17 protein-coding genes are annotated in these 19,086 nt (G+C 45.1%); 7 read left to right on the forward strand and 10 right to left on the reverse strand.

Features of this window, described 5'->3' with window-relative positions; genetic code table 11:
- Window positions 1-40: 40 nt before the first annotated feature.
- Entirely contained in the window at window positions 41-1,384 is a 1,344-nt protein-coding gene (locus tag R8N46_RS16085; protein WP_115385957.1) for a sodium/glutamate symporter, read from the reverse strand.
- A gap of 425 nt (window positions 1,385-1,809) precedes the next feature.
- On the reverse strand, window positions 1,810-2,688 hold the full coding sequence (locus R8N46_RS16090; protein WP_213972485.1) for a LysR family transcriptional regulator: 879 nt from the start codon (window positions 2,686-2,688) through the stop codon (window positions 1,810-1,812).
- Window positions 2,689-2,791: 103 nt separating this feature from the next.
- On the opposite strand from R8N46_RS16090, the gene R8N46_RS16095 reads away from it, so the two are divergent.
- Together R8N46_RS16095 and R8N46_RS16100 are read left to right on the forward strand one after the other, a co-directional pair.
- Window positions 2,792-3,079: a putative quinol monooxygenase gene (locus tag R8N46_RS16095; RefSeq protein WP_213972486.1), complete on the forward strand. Its 288-nt coding sequence runs from the start codon at window positions 2,792-2,794 to the stop codon at window positions 3,077-3,079.
- 11 nt (window positions 3,080-3,090) lie between these two features.
- A complete protein-coding gene (locus tag R8N46_RS16100) occupies window positions 3,091-4,068 on the forward strand; it encodes a Gfo/Idh/MocA family protein (RefSeq protein WP_115385960.1) in 978 nt (325 codons plus the stop codon).
- A gap of 84 nt (window positions 4,069-4,152) precedes the next feature.
- Here R8N46_RS16100 and R8N46_RS16105 read toward each other — a convergent pair whose 3' ends face one another.
- A complete protein-coding gene (locus tag R8N46_RS16105; protein ID WP_005377694.1) occupies window positions 4,153-4,839 on the reverse strand; it encodes a DNA-3-methyladenine glycosylase I in 687 nt (228 codons plus the stop codon).
- Window positions 4,840-4,925: 86 nt separating this feature from the next.
- Between R8N46_RS16105 and R8N46_RS16110 the strand changes: the two genes are divergently transcribed.
- Window positions 4,926-5,120, forward strand: coding sequence for a hypothetical protein (locus tag R8N46_RS16110; protein WP_005377692.1), 195 nt, complete (start codon window positions 4,926-4,928; stop codon window positions 5,118-5,120).
- An 85-nt stretch (window positions 5,121-5,205) separates the two neighbouring features.
- Here R8N46_RS16110 and R8N46_RS16115 read toward each other — a convergent pair whose 3' ends face one another.
- Genes R8N46_RS16115 through R8N46_RS16125 form a run of 3 tightly spaced genes read right to left on the reverse strand, consistent with a single transcriptional unit; the run spans window position 5,206 to window position 10,683 of the window.
- A complete protein-coding gene (locus R8N46_RS16115; protein ID WP_213972487.1) occupies window positions 5,206-8,031 on the reverse strand; it encodes an Hsp70 family protein in 2,826 nt (941 codons plus the stop codon).
- A 55-nt stretch (window positions 8,032-8,086) separates the two neighbouring features.
- Window positions 8,087-10,051 carry an Hsp70 family protein gene (locus tag R8N46_RS16120; protein ID WP_147289562.1) on the reverse strand — a complete coding sequence of 655 codons (1,965 nt, stop codon included), beginning with the start codon at window positions 10,049-10,051 and terminating at the stop codon, window positions 8,087-8,089.
- Window positions 10,051-10,683 (reverse strand): DUF2760 domain-containing protein, encoded by a 633-nt coding sequence (locus R8N46_RS16125; protein WP_017634945.1) that lies wholly within the window; start codon window positions 10,681-10,683, stop codon window positions 10,051-10,053. The genes R8N46_RS16120 and R8N46_RS16125 overlap by 1 nt, the downstream gene beginning before the upstream one ends.
- Window positions 10,684-10,974: 291 nt before the next feature.
- Here R8N46_RS16125 and R8N46_RS16130 point away from each other — a divergent pair, with 291 nt between their 5' ends.
- Together R8N46_RS16130 and R8N46_RS16135 are read left to right on the forward strand one after the other, a co-directional pair.
- The gene (locus R8N46_RS16130) at window positions 10,975-12,516 is read left to right on the forward strand and encodes a sensor domain-containing diguanylate cyclase (RefSeq protein ID WP_005377686.1); all 1,542 of its coding nucleotides are present in this window, start codon (window positions 10,975-10,977) and stop codon (window positions 12,514-12,516) included.
- Window positions 12,517-12,599: 83 nt separating this feature from the next.
- Window positions 12,600-13,130 (forward strand): 3'-5' exonuclease, encoded by a 531-nt coding sequence (locus R8N46_RS16135; protein WP_005377684.1) that lies wholly within the window; start codon window positions 12,600-12,602, stop codon window positions 13,128-13,130.
- Window positions 13,131-13,371: 241 nt separating this feature from the next.
- On the opposite strand, the gene R8N46_RS16140 is transcribed toward R8N46_RS16135, so the two are convergent.
- The 3 genes from R8N46_RS16140 to R8N46_RS16150 all read right to left on the reverse strand — a co-directional run bounded on the left by R8N46_RS16140 (window position 13,372) and on the right by R8N46_RS16150 (window position 16,302).
- Window positions 13,372-13,812 carry a TerB family tellurite resistance protein gene (locus R8N46_RS16140; RefSeq protein WP_115385962.1) on the reverse strand — a complete coding sequence of 147 codons (441 nt, stop codon included), beginning with the start codon at window positions 13,810-13,812 and terminating at the stop codon, window positions 13,372-13,374.
- 189 nt (window positions 13,813-14,001) lie between these two features.
- A complete protein-coding gene (locus tag R8N46_RS16145; RefSeq protein ID WP_017634943.1) occupies window positions 14,002-15,942 on the reverse strand; it encodes an alkaline phosphatase D family protein in 1,941 nt (646 codons plus the stop codon).
- Between the two features lie 9 nt (window positions 15,943-15,951).
- Window positions 15,952-16,302, reverse strand: coding sequence for a hypothetical protein (locus tag R8N46_RS16150; protein WP_005377676.1), 351 nt, complete (start codon window positions 16,300-16,302; stop codon window positions 15,952-15,954).
- A 235-nt stretch (window positions 16,303-16,537) separates the two neighbouring features.
- On the opposite strand from R8N46_RS16150, the gene R8N46_RS16155 reads away from it, so the two are divergent.
- Window positions 16,538-17,842: a MipA/OmpV family protein gene (locus R8N46_RS16155; protein WP_161445195.1), complete on the forward strand. Its 1,305-nt coding sequence runs from the start codon at window positions 16,538-16,540 to the stop codon at window positions 17,840-17,842.
- A gap of 164 nt (window positions 17,843-18,006) precedes the next feature.
- Window positions 18,007-18,294 (forward strand): hypothetical protein, encoded by a 288-nt coding sequence (locus R8N46_RS16160; RefSeq protein WP_005389458.1) that lies wholly within the window; start codon window positions 18,007-18,009, stop codon window positions 18,292-18,294.
- Window positions 18,295-18,388: 94 nt separating this feature from the next.
- Here the strand turns inward: R8N46_RS16160 and R8N46_RS16165 are convergent, their stop codons facing one another.
- Window positions 18,389-18,973: an FMN-dependent NADH-azoreductase gene (locus tag R8N46_RS16165; protein WP_005377667.1), complete on the reverse strand. Its 585-nt coding sequence runs from the start codon at window positions 18,971-18,973 to the stop codon at window positions 18,389-18,391.
- Window positions 18,974-19,086: the final 113 nt, after the last annotated feature.

Raw genomic sequence — 19,086 nt, forward strand, 5'->3', positions numbered from 1 at the left:
GAATGAACTCGAGAGGACAAAATCCTCCCGAGTAAAGCGACTATGATTCGTGTGTCAGAGCACTGCTGTTACGTTTAAAAATGAATCGCCAAATAAATAAGACAATTGCGATGTAACCTAATCCTACACCAAGCGCTTGCCAGTGCATGCCGTTATACATCGCGATTGGCATCAAAGAGATGATGAAGATGTCAGTGATTGAGCCAGGGACATAAGCGATGGCGTAATCATCAAGCACCTTGCTACGCATTTTTGGATCAACAATGCGAAGCAACGCAATACCCATGGCAACTGTACCGGTTAACCAACCCCAAGAGAAAATGCCTTTCTCGAACCAATCTTCTCCCATGATACGTGGGGCAACCCAGAAGATTAGCCATAGTGTGAAGGCGATACCGCCGATTGCAAGCACTACCATCGGCATTAAATACTGGGCTAAGACGGTAATCTTGATGGCTGAGATACCAAAGATAATCAAATAATCGGTACTGATGCCCGCAGCATGTTTGAATGCACCGTCACAAAGATAGCGTGAAGCTTTCGTTTGTTTCGCGACGATTCGCACGAGCATGCCGCCAAGGAAGCCAGTTACGAACGTAGGAATTTGTACCTTATCGTGGAAAGAAGATAAGTAGTTAGCCGCTACATACGAGAAAGCCGTTACCACTACAACCAACGCCGCGTGAATCGCGAAAGAATCGACTGACAGGGAAGACATGGTGTCTTTCATTACCGGTTCTTGATCAACAGGCTTAACAAGGCCTTTGCGTTCGTGTTCATCCATGCTGTCGAAGGTCGTAAAGCTACGAATCCAACCCATCTTCAATGCGAATTGCAGCATGAGCATGCCGACAGAAATTGAAATGAAAATACCCACGGTTGCGAACGTTAAGCCAAGTGTGAAGCCATCTTCCCAGCCAAGCCCCGTGAAGATTTCACCAACAACAGATGCAGAGCCATGTCCGCCCATAAAACCCGCAGACATTGTCACACCAAAGCCGGGATTAATCTCTGGCCAGAAGAAGGTAGTGATCGCGAGACCAAACATTGCTGCAAACAACCACTGTGAAACAGAAGCGATTTGGTTGAATGCCCACAATGAGCCAGCGCGCTGTGCTACGGTTTTAGGTGATGGAACATCCGTTGCCAGACCTAACGCAGAAAAAAGTGCAGCAGTTAACAGGCTTGCGTTAGCGGTAAAGGTATCGGTCCAAGGCAGTACGTCTAGCAGGGCTGGTCCAAAAATTAGACCGAATAATCCCGCGAGAACCGCCGATGGAATGTACATACGCTGTAGTAATGGCGCGTGAACGCGAATGACTTTTGCCAAAATCAATAGTAAGCCAGCGATGGCTAAGTCAGTCAGCATTAGACCTTTAGGCATCTTATCCTCCAGTAAATGCAGTCAAGGGGGAGCGTCCTTGTGACCTACCTTGAATAAAAATCTCTCTCAAGCCAAAAAGTCACATACGTGACTAAAAGCGTTGAGAAATCAATGTCGTTTTCATAAGCAAAGGAATGTGCTTATGCAATTTGAAATGAGTGTAAATGTTGTGATTGCACACGAACAGGAAGAGAAATTAGATTAAATTTCTCGATATTTTTTGATAGTTCACTCAGGAAAGGCGGCAATCCTAGTCACTTTGTCAGAGCAATGCAATTGATGGGAATCAACAAATAGTGTTCACTAAATGAGCGTTCTATACTAACGGCCTGAAAAATAAAGACAATTAACAAGAAATAATATTTGTCATATCGACAATAAAAGTTGATTGAGTGGTTAAATTGTCGCCGCTTTATGAGGTGGTGTTACGGATTCACATGCGAAAGAACAAAATCAACCAAGGTGCGGTTTTTAAGGGAAAGCTGTTTTGAACGGTAAAGCAGGTGGATCGGTTTTGGCTTGGGAGTATGTTGCTGGAGAATTTCTACCAAGGCACCAGATTGAATTTCCTGTTCAACTAAGATCTTTGGTTGAAGAAGAACACCAGAGCCTTTTAACGCGGCTAACTTAAGCACATCACCATTATTAGACGTTAATCGGGTGTTGCTGTTTCCAAAGGTATTAGATGGCATGTTCACCACCTGTTGGCTTTCCCCTTGGTGGTACTGAAATCCCAAACAATGATGATGTTCAAGGTCATCAAGCGATTGGATAGGGGCATGTTGTTCAAGATAAGAGGGTGAGGCGCAGTAAGTCATGTCGTATTGCCCGAGTTTTCTTGCAACTAACGATGAATCGACCAACTCACCAATACGAATAATCACGTCTGCTTCGCTTCGATATGGGTCAATCAAACTGTTATCCAACATTAACTCAACGTTCAGTTCGGGAAATTCTGCTAAGAAGTCAGCCACGATGGGCGCAATCACCTTTTTACCATAGGTAACTGGGCAGTTAACTTTTACTGTTCCAGTTGGGCGGTTGATCAGCGTCTGGATTAGGTTCTCTGCGTTGGTGATGTCTTCAATAATGCGGTGGCACTCTTGATAGTAGAGTCTGCCAGCTTCGGTCAAGGACTGTTTGCGCGTGGTGCGATGAATCAACTGCGTACCTAAGCTTTGCTCAAGAAAGCTCATGTGCTTGCCAACCATGGTCGGTGAAATATCAAAGTGGTGTGCAGCATTACGAAAGCTGCCGTGTTCGACCACGTAAGCGAAAACTTTCATGCTTGTTAATTTATCCATTGCACACCCAGAGTTGATAAAGAAATAACTAAAGCAGAGTTTATCAATCAAACGAGGTTAATTACAGTGGGCGTATGATTAAGAATGGAGAAAGAGATCCATCATGAATGAGACGATTTTTGTTACCGCCGAACTGAAAATGAATGCCGATAAGCCAAGACAACAAGTAGTTGAAGCCATTGAACAATTTTGCCTTGATATGCAAAGCGAAGCGGGGTGCTTGCAAGCGAATGCGACCTACGATTCTAAAGATCCACAACGTGTGATTCTTTGGGAGCGATATGAAAACCGCGCCGCGATTGAAGCGCATTTTGCTATGCCGCATACACAAGCGTTTATTGCGGCTGAAATGGCAGAGTTAGTTCAAGCATTCGAAACCCAAGCTCAATAGGAGAGGCGAACATGAAATGGGGCATTTTAGGCACAAGCTTTATCTCAGGTGTCATGGCTGAGGCAATCCAAGGCGATGACAAGAGTGAACTGTACGCGGTTGCTGGGCGTTCGAAACAAAACTTAAAGGCATTTGCTGAGCAATATGGCATCGAGAATACGTTCAACGATTACGATGCGTTGATTGCTGATGAGCAAGTCGACATTATTTATATCGCATTGCCAAATCACCTTCATCATGACTTTATCGTCAAAGCGGCTGAGCAGGGCAAAGCGATCCTGTGTGAAAAGTCACTGTCGGTAGATATGGAAAAAACCGAGCTGGCACTTCAAGCCGTAGAAGCGCACAAGGTATTCTTTGCTGAAGGCTTAATGTACTTGCATCACCCATTGATCAGTGAGTTGGTTTCGGTGCTTAAATCGGGAGAGATTGGTGAACTTCGCTCCATCCATACGTCTTATATTGCGTCGATTGCGCAGTTTGTTAATCCAGACAGCAAAGGTGCTTTGTATAACTTAGGTTGCTATCCAATGTCATTAGTGCATTTGGTGGTTAAAACCATGTTGGGTGAACAAACCTTTGAGAACCGTTCAATGAAAGCGATTGGCCGACGAGGTAATGATGGGAATATCTGCGAGTCGAGCTTGATGATGCAATTTGGTGAGCAACAAACGGTGAGCGTACATACTGCCGAAGATCATGGATTGAAACACCAGTTCACCATTCTGGGTAGCAAAGGCTGTATTACCTTAGACTCGAATCCATGGCTACCAACGCAAGATAACCAGTTTAGTGTGGAAATTTACGAGACGTCGAAGCGGGAAGTGTCTGTACCGGCAACTGGGGACGCTTTCTTCTATCAAGTGCGCAATATTCGCCAAGCGGTTGAAGAGGGGCGTACCTCGTTAGAAAACCCTTGTGCAACATGGGAAGACTCTCACCGTATTATGCAGCTACTGACTGAGTGGGAATCACTGGCTTCAAAGTAAGTGTGTACTTGAACCAATGAACATAAAAACGGTGCACTAAATCCAATGATCAGTGCGCCGTTTGTATTTTGGGTTCAGTCTGGATTAAATGCGATTATCGCCGGTACTGAACGCAATGATTTGGCTGATTTCAGACAGGCTTCTGCCACTTTCTTGCTGCCATTGAACAAACGCTTTGTTGGTTGCATCGAGCGATTTTTTCGTATCTTTGCCACCTTCAATGATCTTGCAATTACGCAGGTAAGCTTCCACGTCGCTAGACAAGATAAAGGTATCAACGCCCATTTGACGAAGTGTGTAAGGGCCAGTATTTCCGCCTAGGCGATTGCCGCGTTTCTTCAAATACGCCCATAGGTCGGTGATTTTCTCTTGCGGCCAATCGGCAACCATTTTGCCAAACGAGCCATATTCGATTTTTGCTTCGTGGATCATACGAGCGTTGGCAGGAATCGACATGACTTTAGTGAGGTGGCGAATGATGCGTTTGTCGGTTGCTTTGGTTTCCCATTGCTCATCTGACAGCATCAATAGCGGCTCAATCTTAAACCCAAAGAACACTTCTTCGAAGTTCGGCCACTTGTTGCGAACCACGCTCCACGAAATCCCACTTTGGAATACCTTCATCGAAAAAGCGGCTAGCCAACGGTCGTCGGGAATCGCTGCCAATTCTTCTTTGCTTAGTGGATGAGACAAAAGCGCTTCAAGTTGATCTTCACCACCTTTACGCTCGGCAGCGCGCTGATAAATCGCGTCAAATTTTTCGATACTCATAAAAGAAGTTAGTCCTAGTTTATGTCGATATTTGTGAAACATACTACGCTTAAGTGGCTGAATCGTAAATTGATGGAGTGTCACAAATGAAGAAGGTCACATTAACGTTTGTCGGGGAAGGTTCGGATCGTATTGCAGAAAAATTCTATGCGTGGATGACGGACGGTGGGTTAGAAGACAGCATGATTGAGAATTTATCTGACCGTGAAATCTCAGTTGTCGGCATTAGTGATATGGATAATGAAACGCGTGATGTGGTGATCAATACGGAAATGAACTAACGAGTCGTTTTTCGTCAGCTATTAGAATCAGATAAAACAAAGCCCTTCACGAGAAGGGCTTTGTTGCGTTTATAAGCGTGAGAGCCTAGTTATTTACCAGTGTCAGACCGCTTGGCAGTGCATCACCGAAGATACGTTTCGATTCGCTCTCAGATAGCTCTTTGACTTCTTCAACCAGTGATACCCAAGATTCAGGTACCTTGCTTTGCTTCAACTTAGCCAGTACCTGCTCACGGTAGTCGTCTGAGATATCGAATAGGCGGTCGCCCGTCTTACGACAAATCATTACGGCTGCGAAAGCGATCATTGGCTCTTTCTGCCAGTTCTGCTCTAGCAGCTTAGGCAACCACTGTTCCGCTTGTTCACGAGGAACGACGTTATGCTGACTGCCATATAAAGGCGTACGTGATGCCAAGCGACCCATTGCCCACCAGTGTGCTTGTTCGAACTGGTTATGGTTGATGGCTTTGCTCAAGAACCACGTTGCCAATAGAACTTTGTCTTCGACTTCTAAATGCTCCAGAGAGGCAGACAAGCGCACCATCGACTCGTAACCCATATCTTGTGCCGCTTTGGCGGATTGTGGGTTTTTCATCGCACCAGGATGTAGGTATTTCGCGATGTCCGCCAAGATGGTCTCTTGTTGCTCTTGGCTTAAACCACCGGCAATACGACGCCAGAACACCCACCAGTCGGTCCAACCTTGATGGTTCTTAAACTGAATGTTTTGTTGGTAGAGACCCCAAACTTGCTCAATACGCCATGAGTCGGTTGGATCGCCAAAGCCCGGACGCAGTGCAAAGCCAGCCAAACGAAGCCAGTTTTTCTCGTGTTGTTCTGAACGGCGGCGACGCTTACGACCTTGTGCAAAGGTATCGAACAGTTGACGTAGGGTCGTGAAATCCCATTCATCGCGTTTGCCAAGTTTCTTCTCAAGATCTTTGGCTAAGGTTTTGATCTCTTTGCTTTCCGCGCTTTTCTTATTACCGCTGTAAAGGCGAGCGATCAGCTCCTTACATTCGTTCAACTTAGGGTGAAGTTTAACTTGCTCGCTGTCATCGGTTTGCTTGTTACGAACTTCGAATTCTAGCTCCCAACGTTTGTTGTCGTCTTCTGCGCTGACACATTCCATCTTAAGCGTGCCGACTTCAGTCAACTGACACGCCAGTTGCACTTCTACGCGCTCTTTCTGGTTGGCTTGCAGTTCGGCACCTTCACCTTCAAGGGTGGTGATATAAGGCGGCAGGGGAGCAAACAAGTCCGGATCAACGTCAACCATTACACCGTTTTGAATGGCGGTGTTATTGGTTAAGGTGTCGTGGGTAGAAGTCAGCAGGTTAAAGCGAACGGGTTCACCCAAGGTAAGCGAGAAACGACGACCACTTAAGCGGATCTCGTGACCTTCTTCTGTCCCTTTTGCAAGCAAACAGAGCGCTTTGCCCATCTTGTTCTTTTCTTGAAGATGCAAGAAGTAAGAACGCGCTGCACCACCACCAATTTTTAGCTGTGCACCACGACGTGCTTTACCAAACGCAACAGCACCTAGTGCAACAGACCAATCTGGATGTGGGTTATCTAATACCGTAACCGGAGCGCCGCGCCAATCGGACAGTAGGGTAGTGACTCGCTCAATCACAAGTTCACTGTTGAACACACCACCGTTAAGTAGCAAACCGACTGGAATTGCATTTTGTTTGTCGTCTTCAATGCGAAGAGCGGCACGAGCAACTTGTTGGTGCTGAGTTAAGAACTCGGCAACGTGTTTGCTCACCGCTGGGTCAGCAACGTATGGAAGACCAAACTCGACAACCGCGCTGCGGCGTTTGTCCGGCACTTCACTGAAATCAGAAAGCGGGAAGAAGCCATCTAAAGCGATTTGGTGCACTTCTTGTTTGCTCAGCCCAATACTCTTTGTTCCGCCAAGAAGTTTCGAGCCGCTGCCCAGCATGGTGATTTTTACTTCTTCAGGTGCGCTCGATGAAAGTAGGTTTTCTTTCGCCTTGCGAGTTTGCTGAATCAACTTAGTCAGGCTTGCGGCAGTGAGCTTCTTACTTTGTTCCCCTTTATTTTGAGAAAGGCGGCTCTCCGCAAGGTGCGCTAATGCTAAGTCGAGGTTGTCACCGCCCAGCATTAAGTGTTCGCCAACGCCAATGCGGTCAAGGGCTAGCTCATCTTGAGAAGAGAAACTGGCTTCAATCAAGCTCAAGTCGGTAGTACCACCGCCCACATCACACACCAGAATCAGCGGCAACTCTTTGAGTTCATCAGCAGCGGTCTGCTGGTGGCGTGCGTACCAGTCGTAACATACGGCTTGTGGCTCTTCGAGCAGGACGATTTTCTTTAAACCTGCCAGCTGTGCAGCTTCAAGCGTGAGCTTACGAGCGGTTTCATCGAACGAAGCTGGAACGGTCACAACCACATCTTGGTCTTCTAACTTATTGCTAGGATGACGGTAGTTCCATGCTTGACGAATGTGGTTGAGGTAGCTTGCGCTGGCAATAACGGGTGAGACTTTATCTACGTCTTGCGCACCGGCCCAAGGAAGAATGTCTGAACTACGATCCACTGCTTGGTGCGATAGCCAGCTTTTAGCACTGGATACCTGACGTCCTTCCACCTTAGCGCCTAATTCACGAGCCCATTCACCCACGATCACATTACTAATGTCGCCAGAGACAGGTTCGTTTTCCCAAGGGAGTGTTAGGTCAGAAGGGGAGATTTGACCAACCGCAGGGTGATAGCGGAAAGAGGGCAGTAAGGGTTTACGAACCACTTCACCGGGACCAATCAGTTGGTCGATGTCAAATAGGGATACTTCGGATTGTTCAAGGTTGTCGGTGATTTCACAATACGCCACCACAGTGTTTGTGGTGCCAAGGTCAATACCAACAAGAAAACGAGGAGATGCCATACAAACCTTCGTGTATTTAAAAACGGCACCCGATTGGATGCCGTTTGATTTCTATTTATTCTTCTTCGTTTGAGTTGCTTTTCGCGTCTTCGCGCACATCGAACTCAACATGCCATTTTTGACCGTTATCAGCGGCAATGGCTTCTAAGTAAAGCGTACCAAGCTCTGTGACGCGAGAGGCTAGGGTTACCGGAACCACTTCACCTTCACGACGACCTTCAGATACAGGTAGCGTTACTTGGATTTCTGGAAGCTCTTCAAGCTCTTCTGGTGCCCAGTAGTCTAGGTGAGTACCTGCTAGGTCATCACGACGAACCGTTGAGCCAAAGAATTGGAAGTTAACCGGCTGACCGATGATCAAACCAAACTCTTGGCTTGGTACGTCAACGCTGGAACCTTCTTCCATACCAAATGGTGCAACGCAAAGTGCTTCCATTGGAGGCGCCATGCCAGGAATCGCAGGCATCGCACTTTCGATACCCACGTAGTACGCCGAAGCAATACCACCACGGATACGAACGCCTTGACCACGACGTACAGAGCCGTAGTAAGCCGCACCGCTAGCAACCGCAAGGTCTAGATCCACACCTGTTAGGCGCTTCGCCATTTCTGCATCTGCTTCAATTAACCATTCGTTGATCGTGTCTTCTAGACGAGTTGCTAGAAGTTTCGATTTCAGAACACCACCGTTGAATAGGATTGCCGTTGGCTTGATGAAGTCATCCGATTGCGCTGCATCCGAACCTGGCATACCAGGCATGTTAGCGAATGGGTTGAAATCTTGAGCTGCTGCTTCTGCGCCATTTCCTGAAGCAGAAAGAGCATTGGCTTGCTTAGACAAGAACGCTGCAATGTGACGAGTAATGCCTGCATCTTGTGCGTAAGGCAGACCCATTTGCGTTAGTGCACCACGGTTACGTTGAACAGGATGGTCAGTAATTGTAACTTGAGGGAAGAAGCCATCAACCAGTGTTTGTTGTACTTCTTCTTGAGTCAGTTCTGTTTTCAGCGTTGCGCCAAGCAGTTTAGAACCACGGCTTGGTACTACGATTGGCACTGACTGAAGTTCGCTGTCGTTCAATAGCGCTTCTTTCGCGTCGCGACATGCGTGTGTCATTGCCTGAACTTGCCATGGCTGTAGCTCTTTACCTTCTTGGGCTAGCTTCATCTTCAAGCGGTACGCAAGTGCAAGATCCATGTTGTCACCGCCAAGTAGGATGTGTTCACCTACCGCGATACGGTTCAGAGTTAGGTTGCCGTCGTCTTCAGTTACTTCAACCAAAGAAAGGTCGGTTGTACCACCACCGATATCGACCACAAGTACGATGTCGCCAACTTCAACTTCGTCGCGCCATTTGTCGTTGCTGTTATCGATCCAGTTGTAAAGTGCAGCTTGTGGCTCTTCTAGAAGCGTTAGGTGCACAAAGCCAACGTTGCGTGCTGCTTCTGCAGTTAGATCGCGAGCAGCAGGATCAAAAGAAGCAGGTACCGTGATAGTCACGTCTTGATCGGCAAGGTTGTGATTTGGATTGGTGTGATTCCAAGCATCTTTTAGGTGCTCTAGGTAAAGCTCTGTCGCACGAAGAGGGGATACTTTTTCCACTTCTTCTGGGCTACCTGCTGGTAGGAAAGCATCACGACGATTCACACCTGCGTGGCAAAGCCAAGATTTCGCACTTGCAACAAGGCGAATCGGTGTTTTTGAACCTAGGTTACGTGCAATTGCACCAACTAGAGCTTTTGGCTCGCTCGACCACGGAAGAACGCGTGATTGCGGGTTCATTTCGTGTTCGTGCGGCTGGTAAAGGAAAGAGCCTAATTGGCTGCGAGTCTCTACCGTACCCGGCGCAGTCAACTGCGGGATAGGCATCACTTCAACGCGAGCGTCTTCGTCGTGAGTATCAACAAAAGACATCACACAGTGTGTTGTACCTAAGTCGATACCAACACTGAATTTAGGCGTCTGTTGAGTTTCAACAGACGCTTCTTGAGAATGGTTTTCTTGGTTCATGTGTTCCATTACAGCTCAACCTCAGCTGGAGCGATCACAGATGCGTCGTAGTTCTCAGCCAGTTTAGGCAACGTCATTGATGTTGCCTTCCAACCTTTGTGAACTAGCGTGCCGTTAAATGGCGCGCTGCCTGTTACGTTGCCAGTTAGGCGGATTTCTTGTGGGTTGAAGCCTTCTTCAACCGTAATGCGAGTTTCTTCGTCTTCGTTACGAACGTGCGCTAGCGTCACGTAGTCGTTCAGTACTTTCTGACCGCCAGTGTGGATTACGCGAGCAGCTGCGCCTACTTCTTCATCAGAGAATGACGTTAGGTCTTCTTTTAGGAAGTCAATCAGACGAGCTTCTTGTTGCATGATAGAAAGCAGCTGCATTGCAGAGTCCGTTGATGCGGTTGCAAGTTTTGATTCAACTTCTACAACACGCTCTACGACTTTCTCTACTTCCACTACTTTTTCTACTTCAACGATCTTCTCAACTGGTTTCTCAACCTCGACGATTTTCTCGACTGGTTTTTCTACCACTTTCTCGACCACTTTTGATTTGCGCGACACTGCAACTAGAAGAAGCAAAACGCTCGATGCGGTTAGGCCAGCGTGAAGCATATCGAACGTTTGAGGAATTAGGTTCAAATCAATGTTCATGACGTTTTTTCTCTTTCTATTGATTTATTGGTGCTCAGTATTGGCTCATATTTGTTCACTAAAACGATCGTCTTTGCGATCTTGCACCAAGTTTAGACATTAAAATGATGACGGATGGTAGCATATTCAAGGCTTAAGGCTGTAATAATTCGTGACTATACCGTACGAACAGCGTGAAAAATCGACGATCAGACTCCCCAATATAGGTTGTTGCTTGATGTTTGTGCATTGCTAACGCAGTATTTCAATAGATCCCGAAGTTTAACTTACGGAAGTATCAAAAATTACGATATGACACAAAGCACCGCTCATAAGAGCTTTATAAAACGACATTCAGACTCTATCTTAGCTTTTTTGGCGACTTTATGTGTCACTGCTGGTGTAGTTGGTGCTGCTTATACAATGCAGCAACGGTATACACAGACGACGTTTGATACTTTAGCCGACCGACAAGCAGAATCACTTAAAGCAAACGTCGAGAATGATCTAAAGTTCATTGGTGCGGGCGCAAACTTTTTCCATTCGATTGAGCGAAGCTATTGGCCATCGTTTCCCATGTATGCGGAACAAGTGATTAACAGCTCGCGAAGTCTCATTGGACTTCAATGGATGCAAAAGGTCGAATTCGAAGATCTTGATGAACATATTTTAAAGACCCGTCAAAAATTTCCAAACTTCCAACCGTTTACCGTTCCTAAAGATGGTCCCAAAACCTACGGGTACATTTTTGAACACAATGAGCCAATTTTTATCGCGTCGGATATCTACCCAAGAACACCGGAAAACCTTTCTCTATTGGGTTTCTATTTTTCGCGCAAACGCTTCGATTTAATCTTGGATGATATTTCCGAAAATGGGCGAGCGAATGTCTCGGATAAAGTTCGCTTACTGCAAGATGGTTATGACAAGTCCATACCTAAGACTGGGTTGCTGGTGTTCCATCCAGTGTTCGACTTCGAGAACAAATATTTATTAGGAGTAGTGACCGGTGTTATCCGAAGTACGGTTTACTTTGAGGATTTGATTACGAAAACCGCGACGGAGCTCGATATGTCGGTGCGCGTAGAAGATTTGGGATTCGACGCAGCAGATGACCCTGTTCTCTTTCAAAGTGCTAGCTGGGATAACATTCGAGGAACCGTTATAAGCCGAACCATTCAACTGCCTAACCGTGAATGGCGTATTGACTTTAAACTTTCTGACGCAGTCTCAGCTTGGGAGCGTTCTATTTTAGCGGGCACGACGCTAGCCGGATTGGTAATCGCCTTTTTGATCAGTTGGATTGTGAATTTACAGTCTCGAGAAAAAGAGCGCTTAGCGGTCATGTTGGAGCTCAAAACCGTTGAATTAAAAAGAATGGCAGAGCGAGACCCTCTAACTCAACTACTGAATCGCCGAGCATTCAACGATCACTTGCTTAATCAGATAAACAAAGGTGTTAACTTCGCCTTGGTTGGTTTTGATATCGACCACTTCAAAGTGATTAATGACAAACACGGCCATTTAGGTGGAGATGAAGCGTTGCAACATGTCACTAAGCTGGTCAGTGCTAATTTAAAACCGGGAGATAAGTTTTACCGCGCTGGTGGTGACGAGTTTTGTATTATTTCTAAAGTCATTGATAGAGCAGTGCTAGAAGCTTACCTAGAAAAGTTACGGAGTGTTGTGGCAAGTACGGCTTTTGATTATGGTGATGCGTCAATCATCTGTACGTTGAGTATCGGTGCGGTTATCCATAAAGAAGAAGATCCTGAGAGCTTGTATCACAAAATGGACAGTCAACTCTATTTGAGTAAAAAAAACGGCCGTAATAATGTGTCGATCGGCGATTAAATGGGCGCACAAATTCGAGTTTTACGCCGTGTTACGATAGAATCGCACGCTTTAAATTTTTATGTTAGGAACCAAGGCAAACTATGAACCATAACCGTATTGTATGCTTCGATTTAGAAATGTGTTGCTGGAACGAAAATGGCGTCGGCAGCACGGGTGAAATTATCGAAGTGGGGTTAGCTGAAATAGATTTGTCTAAAGGTGAGATAGTCAAGCGTGCTCAATACTACGTGAAACCAGAACACGATGAAGTGTCTCTGTTTTGCGCTGAGTTAACGGGCATCACACCACGTAAGATTGAAAAACAAGGACGCCCACTAGAAGAAGTGCTTAAATCCATGGTTAAGAACTTCGGTGGTCGCAACAAAATCTTTGCATCTTGGGGGCGAGATGACCTCATTCTTCTAGAAGAGTGTAAGCAAAAAGGTATTGAAGCACCGTTCACAGAGTTCATCAACTTAGCGACACTCTACCGTATTCAAAATCGTCTTAAAGATAAACGTATAGGCCATCGAGCCGCTCAAGAAGCAAAAGGAATAGACTGGGAAGGGCGTCAACACTCTGGCTATGTAGATGCATACAACTTAGCTAAGCTTGCTTTGACCATGTTTTAGTTATTCGAACCTAGCTAGCTTGTAATTAAATAATCATCCAACCATTGTTGTTTTGTCATGCAGTCTGTTTAGTGTGGAAAGAGCTAAACACATACCTTGACCAGTATTTTAATAACAATGTCGTTGGCTTATTGAAAAACGCGCAGAGTGCGCGTTTTTTTATGGCTACAGAAGCGATATCTGTTGTCATTCTAGGGGTAGCTTAGAGTTAGCCAGCGACTTATATACTCATCTCGTCACTTTACTGAGACTGTAACTTCGCTCGAATGAACTCGCTGTGATCAACATAGAGTAGCTCTGCTGTTTTACGGATCACCGCGTCTTCTAGCGGGTCAATTTCGCCGTCTGCGTAAGCGACTTCCCACATGCTTTTGATTAAGTTGTAACGAGTTTCTTGAGTCAGTTCTCTTAGTTGAGAGGTAAAGTCGTACAGCGAAGCGGAATCTTTTATTTTCTGTTGCGCTTGCTCTAACAAAGTATATGATTCTTCTTCATTTAACGAAAGCAGTTTCATCAATAAAGAGCGCTTTGTTTCTTGTTCTCTATCATCGACACTATGGTCTGCGCCAGAAACTTCACAAAGCAAACACGCGATAGCCATGTTAGGGGAAAGTGTGTTGGTTTGGCTTAAATCAGAGCCATCAATGAGTTGTTTAAATAATGATGTGAGAGAATTAAACATAATGAACACCGAGCTATTGTTTATTTGGTTAACATGGTAATAAATACGGAAGATCTCAAGGTGCGATACCAAATTTAGCACGCCGTTGACATTTAAGAACGGCCACTTTCTCCCCAAAAAACCTAAACTCCTGAGTTAGTTCAAGGTGACTTGCCTCTTACAAAGGGCAAGTCATTTGGGGATTGATACTCAGCTTTCAGCACGTGTCGGTGGAAAATGAACTTCGTCACCATCACTCGTCAGAATACTAATTTGACTTGGTTTGCCTTCATCATCAAGGCGTAGCTCACCAATGGCACTATGGTTAACCAAGCGATAAAAGTTGTGCGTACTTGGTGCGCGTTTGTAAATCTTGAGTCGTTTACGTTTTGTGAACCAGTTTAAAGGTGAGCGAGGGCTGTATAGCAGTCTATCTAGGCCATCACAAATATTGAGCAGTTGTGTAGGGAACTGATTTTTAATTCCACTACAGGTGATTTGATAGATATTCGGACTGTTTTTTCGATAGCGGAGCTTAATATCGTATGCAAAAGAGTAGTGTACGTCGCCAGAGAGAATAACAAAGTTAGTTGGTGTCTTTGTGTGTGTGAAAATACTAATAAGAGTATTCGCACTTCCGGGGTGAGCCATCCAGTTTTCAGCATCAACCATCAATGGTTTACCAAGCATGGTCACCACACGTTGTAGTGCTTCGATAAATTTCACACCAAACATTGGCGCGGCAGAAACAATAACAACTTTGTCTTGGTGCACGAGTTCTTGGTGGAACTCAATCATCGCTTCCCAGTCCATTAAGCCAGAAGGTTTGTTCATTTTAGACTCAGAACGCCAGCGTCTGGTTCGTGTATCTAGCACGACAACTTTTGGTGTCGTAGGAATGGTGTAGTGCCAATTCTCAAAGCGATATAAATATTGAATAAATGCATCTTGGGTTTGCGAGGTTCGCTCATCGATAAAGCGTTGAGCGAGGCTCATAAATTCATCATTGAATTTTTCTGGCGCATTTCCCCAACCTTGGCAAAGCCAGTAAGCAATCAAGCTATTACCGATAATGCGTTTTGCAAACGTGTTGCTGTATGCGGCTTGTTCCCAGCCTATGGTGAGATTCCAATCGTCGGTGACATCGTGATCATCAAAGATCATATAGGTTGGAATGTGAGCGAGTAAGCGTTGAACCTTGTCCAGACCTGCGACGAATTTATCAATTTGTTTTTTTTCTTCGCGCCATTGCTGCTGCCATTTCGGTTCAAGAACTTCTCCGCCGACAGTAAATTCGTTTTCTAATAAACGATCCGTTCGAACAAGCTTCCACAAGGTCGGAGACCAAACCAATAAGTACATTGCAAAGCACTCAGCAAAGCTTATTAGGTGATTCTCACACTCTTTGGCGCTGAATATTGGTGTCCCTCGGTGTGGAAAAAACTTACTTAGTAAACTGTCATCACTCACATAATGAGGCAACAATTTATCTCGACCATAATAGCAAGCAGGGTGTTGGTAGAGGTCATTGGTATTTTTTATCGGAGCTTGATCGAATTCTTCGCCTGGCAAACCCAATAAAGCTATGACTTGCTCAATGGCATCGAGAGTGGGGCCTGCAACATGGTCTGCATAGATTTGATCACCACTCATGATGAGCATATCTGGTCTTTCTTCAATGGATTGAGACGCGATTTTATGATCCGCAGCGACCAATGTATCATCACTGAAGTGATGGGGATTACGGCAAGAGCCATGTAAGAGATAATCCGCTTTTTCACTAACGAGGAACTCAATACCCAAGTTTGGCGTATTATCTCGCTCATAAGTTAGGTGAGGGAGCAGTTCCGTCACTAAGCCATATTGCGTTTTTATTTGATAGCGTAACGCTTGATGGGTTGGAAACTCGCCTTCTAATTTAAGTAAGCAACACCACGCATTGAGGCCGATTTGAAGCTGTTCTTTTTGTTCACTTAAAGGGGCTTGATAAAGGATGGAGGCATTTTCATCCGTAATTTGCACCATACCCTCCAAGCGTTGGGTGGTGACTAGCCAAATATTGATTTCAGTTGCGGTCACTTTACGTAGGATCGGACCTGCAACGACAAGAGGAAGTGAAGAAATTTCAGTCGTGTTCATCAATGCTGGCAAAACGGCTCCTTATGTGTCAGCTTCTTCTTCTAATATTTCGATAACTTGCGAGCTACTAAGTTCATGTCCCATAAGGAACAAACCAAGCATCGCATCGGCTTTTGACGCGTTATCACTGTCTTCATCCAAAATTTGCTGAAGCCGAGTTCTAATTAGGTCGATTTCGTGTTCGACGAAGCCACGCCCTTCTTCGTCACCTTGACCATCTTCTGGTGCATTATCAAAGTGCAAAAACAACATGTCACCATCGAGTTGAGTCCCTATCAACCTCTCTGGCAGCCATGCTTCTCCCATCACAATGTCTGGGTCTGTATCTGCGGGTAAATGATTCAAGGTAGAGATGAGTTCTGATGCTTTCACTTTTTACTTCATTATGTTTGATTTAGAACTAAGCTAGAGTTTAAGCGCTTGTTGTGATGGTAAAATATTCGCAAACAAGCTCACCTAGTCGTGCAATATTAATATGATCTTGGGACTCAAACTGTCACGAGGATGACAACATTTGCCATTGTAACGGCTATCATCAGCAGAACATAAGCTTTTAATGGCAAATCATTGATGTTTGCCTGCTTCTCAACCAACATTTTTCGAACTCATGAAGAGATTAATTCTAACAACACTCGCTTTACCTTTAGCTGCGGCAGTTTCTTCTGCGCATGGTTCAGAAGAACAAACGTGGGGGATTGCTGCGATGTATCGCACAGCATCGATTCCGTTTTATACCGCCGATAATGACTCTACGGTGAGTACATTTGTACCAATGATGTTCTTTGAAAACCAACATGTGTATATCAATGGCATTGAAGGTGGCGCTTTTTTGTATAACGAGAGTGATTCCGACTGGCGCGCGAGCGCACTCATGCGATTGAGATTTGTCGATATTCCCATGTCGCTACAAAATGCTAATGAAGGGGACAGAGTCGATTTCGGTGGGCAAGTGCGTTATAGCATTAACGACAATTGGCGCGCAGAAGTAGAGTTGATGACGGACGACGAACTCCAGTTTCACTCTAATTACCGCCTTGCTGCCAATTATGTATTTGGTGATTGGGAATTAGAGCCATCGATTACGATTCGATACAAAGACGCTGATTTCAATAGTGAATACTATTCCTTTAAGGATATTACTGGCGAGAGAATTGGAGCTGGACTTGACACCAATCTTGGTATTAAAGCTCGTTACCATGTAACTTCAAATTTGTATTTATTGGGTGAGACGAGTGTTACTCGCTTAGATGATAACGCCTACAACAGTCAGCTTGTAGAAGATCGATATCAGGGAGAAGTGTTTGTCGGTTTTGGCTTTTTCAACGATAAAAGCAAAGCTCCGAAACCGACACTGAGCAATAAAGCATATCTACGTATTGCGCATGGTTGGGCGACGCCTTCGAACATCGGTGAAATATTTAGCTTTGAGAGAGAAAAAGACCCATACGACAATCAACTTACTTCATTGTTTTATGGGCATCCATTAACGGATGAGCTGTTTGGTTTTCCTCTTGATATTTATTTAACGCCAGGGTTGGTTCATCACTGGTCGTCCAGTGTTCAGTCTGCGAGCACAGAATACGTCATGGCGATTAAGGCTTATTGTACGGTTAATTGGCCTACGACTTGGCGATTTGGTGTAGCGGAAGGTGTGTCATACATTGATAGCATTACCTATATTGAAGGCACAGAAATGGAAGACAAGGGTTATACACCAAGCAAGTTGCTCAACTACTTAGATTTCTCGTTTGATGTCAATGTAGGCGATCTCTTCAACCAAAAGAGCTGGAACAATATGTGGGTGGGCTATTCATTGCATCACCGCTCGGCGATTTTTGAAAGCGCTTCCCAGTTTGGGCGAATTAAAGGTGGGAGTAACTACAATACTATTTATTTCCAGTTCGAGTTTTAGCGCATCGCGAGATGCATATAAGTCGGATTTGCAACTGACTTATTTATCGCCCATTATGAGTAATGATGAATAATACTATGCTGCTTTCAACGAGAAATTTCGTATATCGTGCCAGAGTTAAGGCTGTTTGTGATGCATCTGATGAATCGGATGGGATGAGCACCATGAGTATCGACTCCTCATTCAATCTTCAAATTGAAGCGATAAATTGTACCAACGCTGAATTTGCCAAACGCTTTTTTGCCATTCACGGAGAAGGGCACTTGGAGGGCGATGAATGGTTGGTGTTGTACGTCAACTCTCTTGACGTTAAGGCGGGAGACAATATAGAAATCCGTAGCGATGTCGCGTTTAATGCGATGATCGAGAATATGATAAGCGAAGCTGAGCGGTCTTTAGAAAAAGTCTACCTCGATGCAATACGCAACTTGGAGAAAGTGAATCGTTTTTGACGATGTAAGAGACCCTATAAATACGATCAAGGCATCAGGATCCAAAAAGGGATTGGCGCGAACCAATCCCTTTTGTATTCTGGTTTATTCTAACTTACGCCATTGTTGCAAGTTGGCTTTGCGCTTCTGAAATGCCTTTTGCAGCTGCATCTTCACCCATGTTTAGCGCTTCTGCGTAAACAAATTCCACATCAGTGATTCCTACAAAACCCAGTACAGTGCGTAGGTACGGCGTAACGTTGTCAGTTGGTGAATCTTTATGAATACCACCACGAGTCGTTACTACAATCGCCTTTTTACCTTCAATCAAACCTTGAACACCGTTTTCTGTGTATTTGAATGTCACGCCTGCACGAGCAATCAAATCAATCCAGTTTTTAAGCTGAGTCGGGATGGTGAAGTTGTACATTGGAGCGGCAATAACCAAAGTGTCTGCGGCCTTTACTTCTTCAATAAGGGTGTCAGACAAGTCGACTACCGCTTGCTGTTCTTGTGAAAGATCTTCCGTAGCGCGCAGTGCAGTCGCAACGGCGAAGTCCAAAACAGGTAGCGGGTTTGCAGCCAAATCACGAACAGTAAGCTTGTCTTGGTCTACATTTTTGATGAAGTCTTCAACCAATTTGTTTGATTGAGAGTAATCGCCAAGGATGCTTGATTTTAGAGCTAGTACACGAGACATAATGGTTATTCCTTAAATAAGTGCTTTCGACTATGGGAGCCATTATAAGCAACGTAAGTGAGTTCAAAAGCCTAGCGATTCGCTGAACATGTTCGAAAAAATTGAATGAGCTT

Origin of the sequence: Vibrio sp. 1874 (assembly GCF_033344395.1) — a bacterium.
GTDB classification, from domain to species: domain Bacteria; phylum Pseudomonadota; class Gammaproteobacteria; order Enterobacterales; family Vibrionaceae; genus Vibrio; species Vibrio alginolyticus.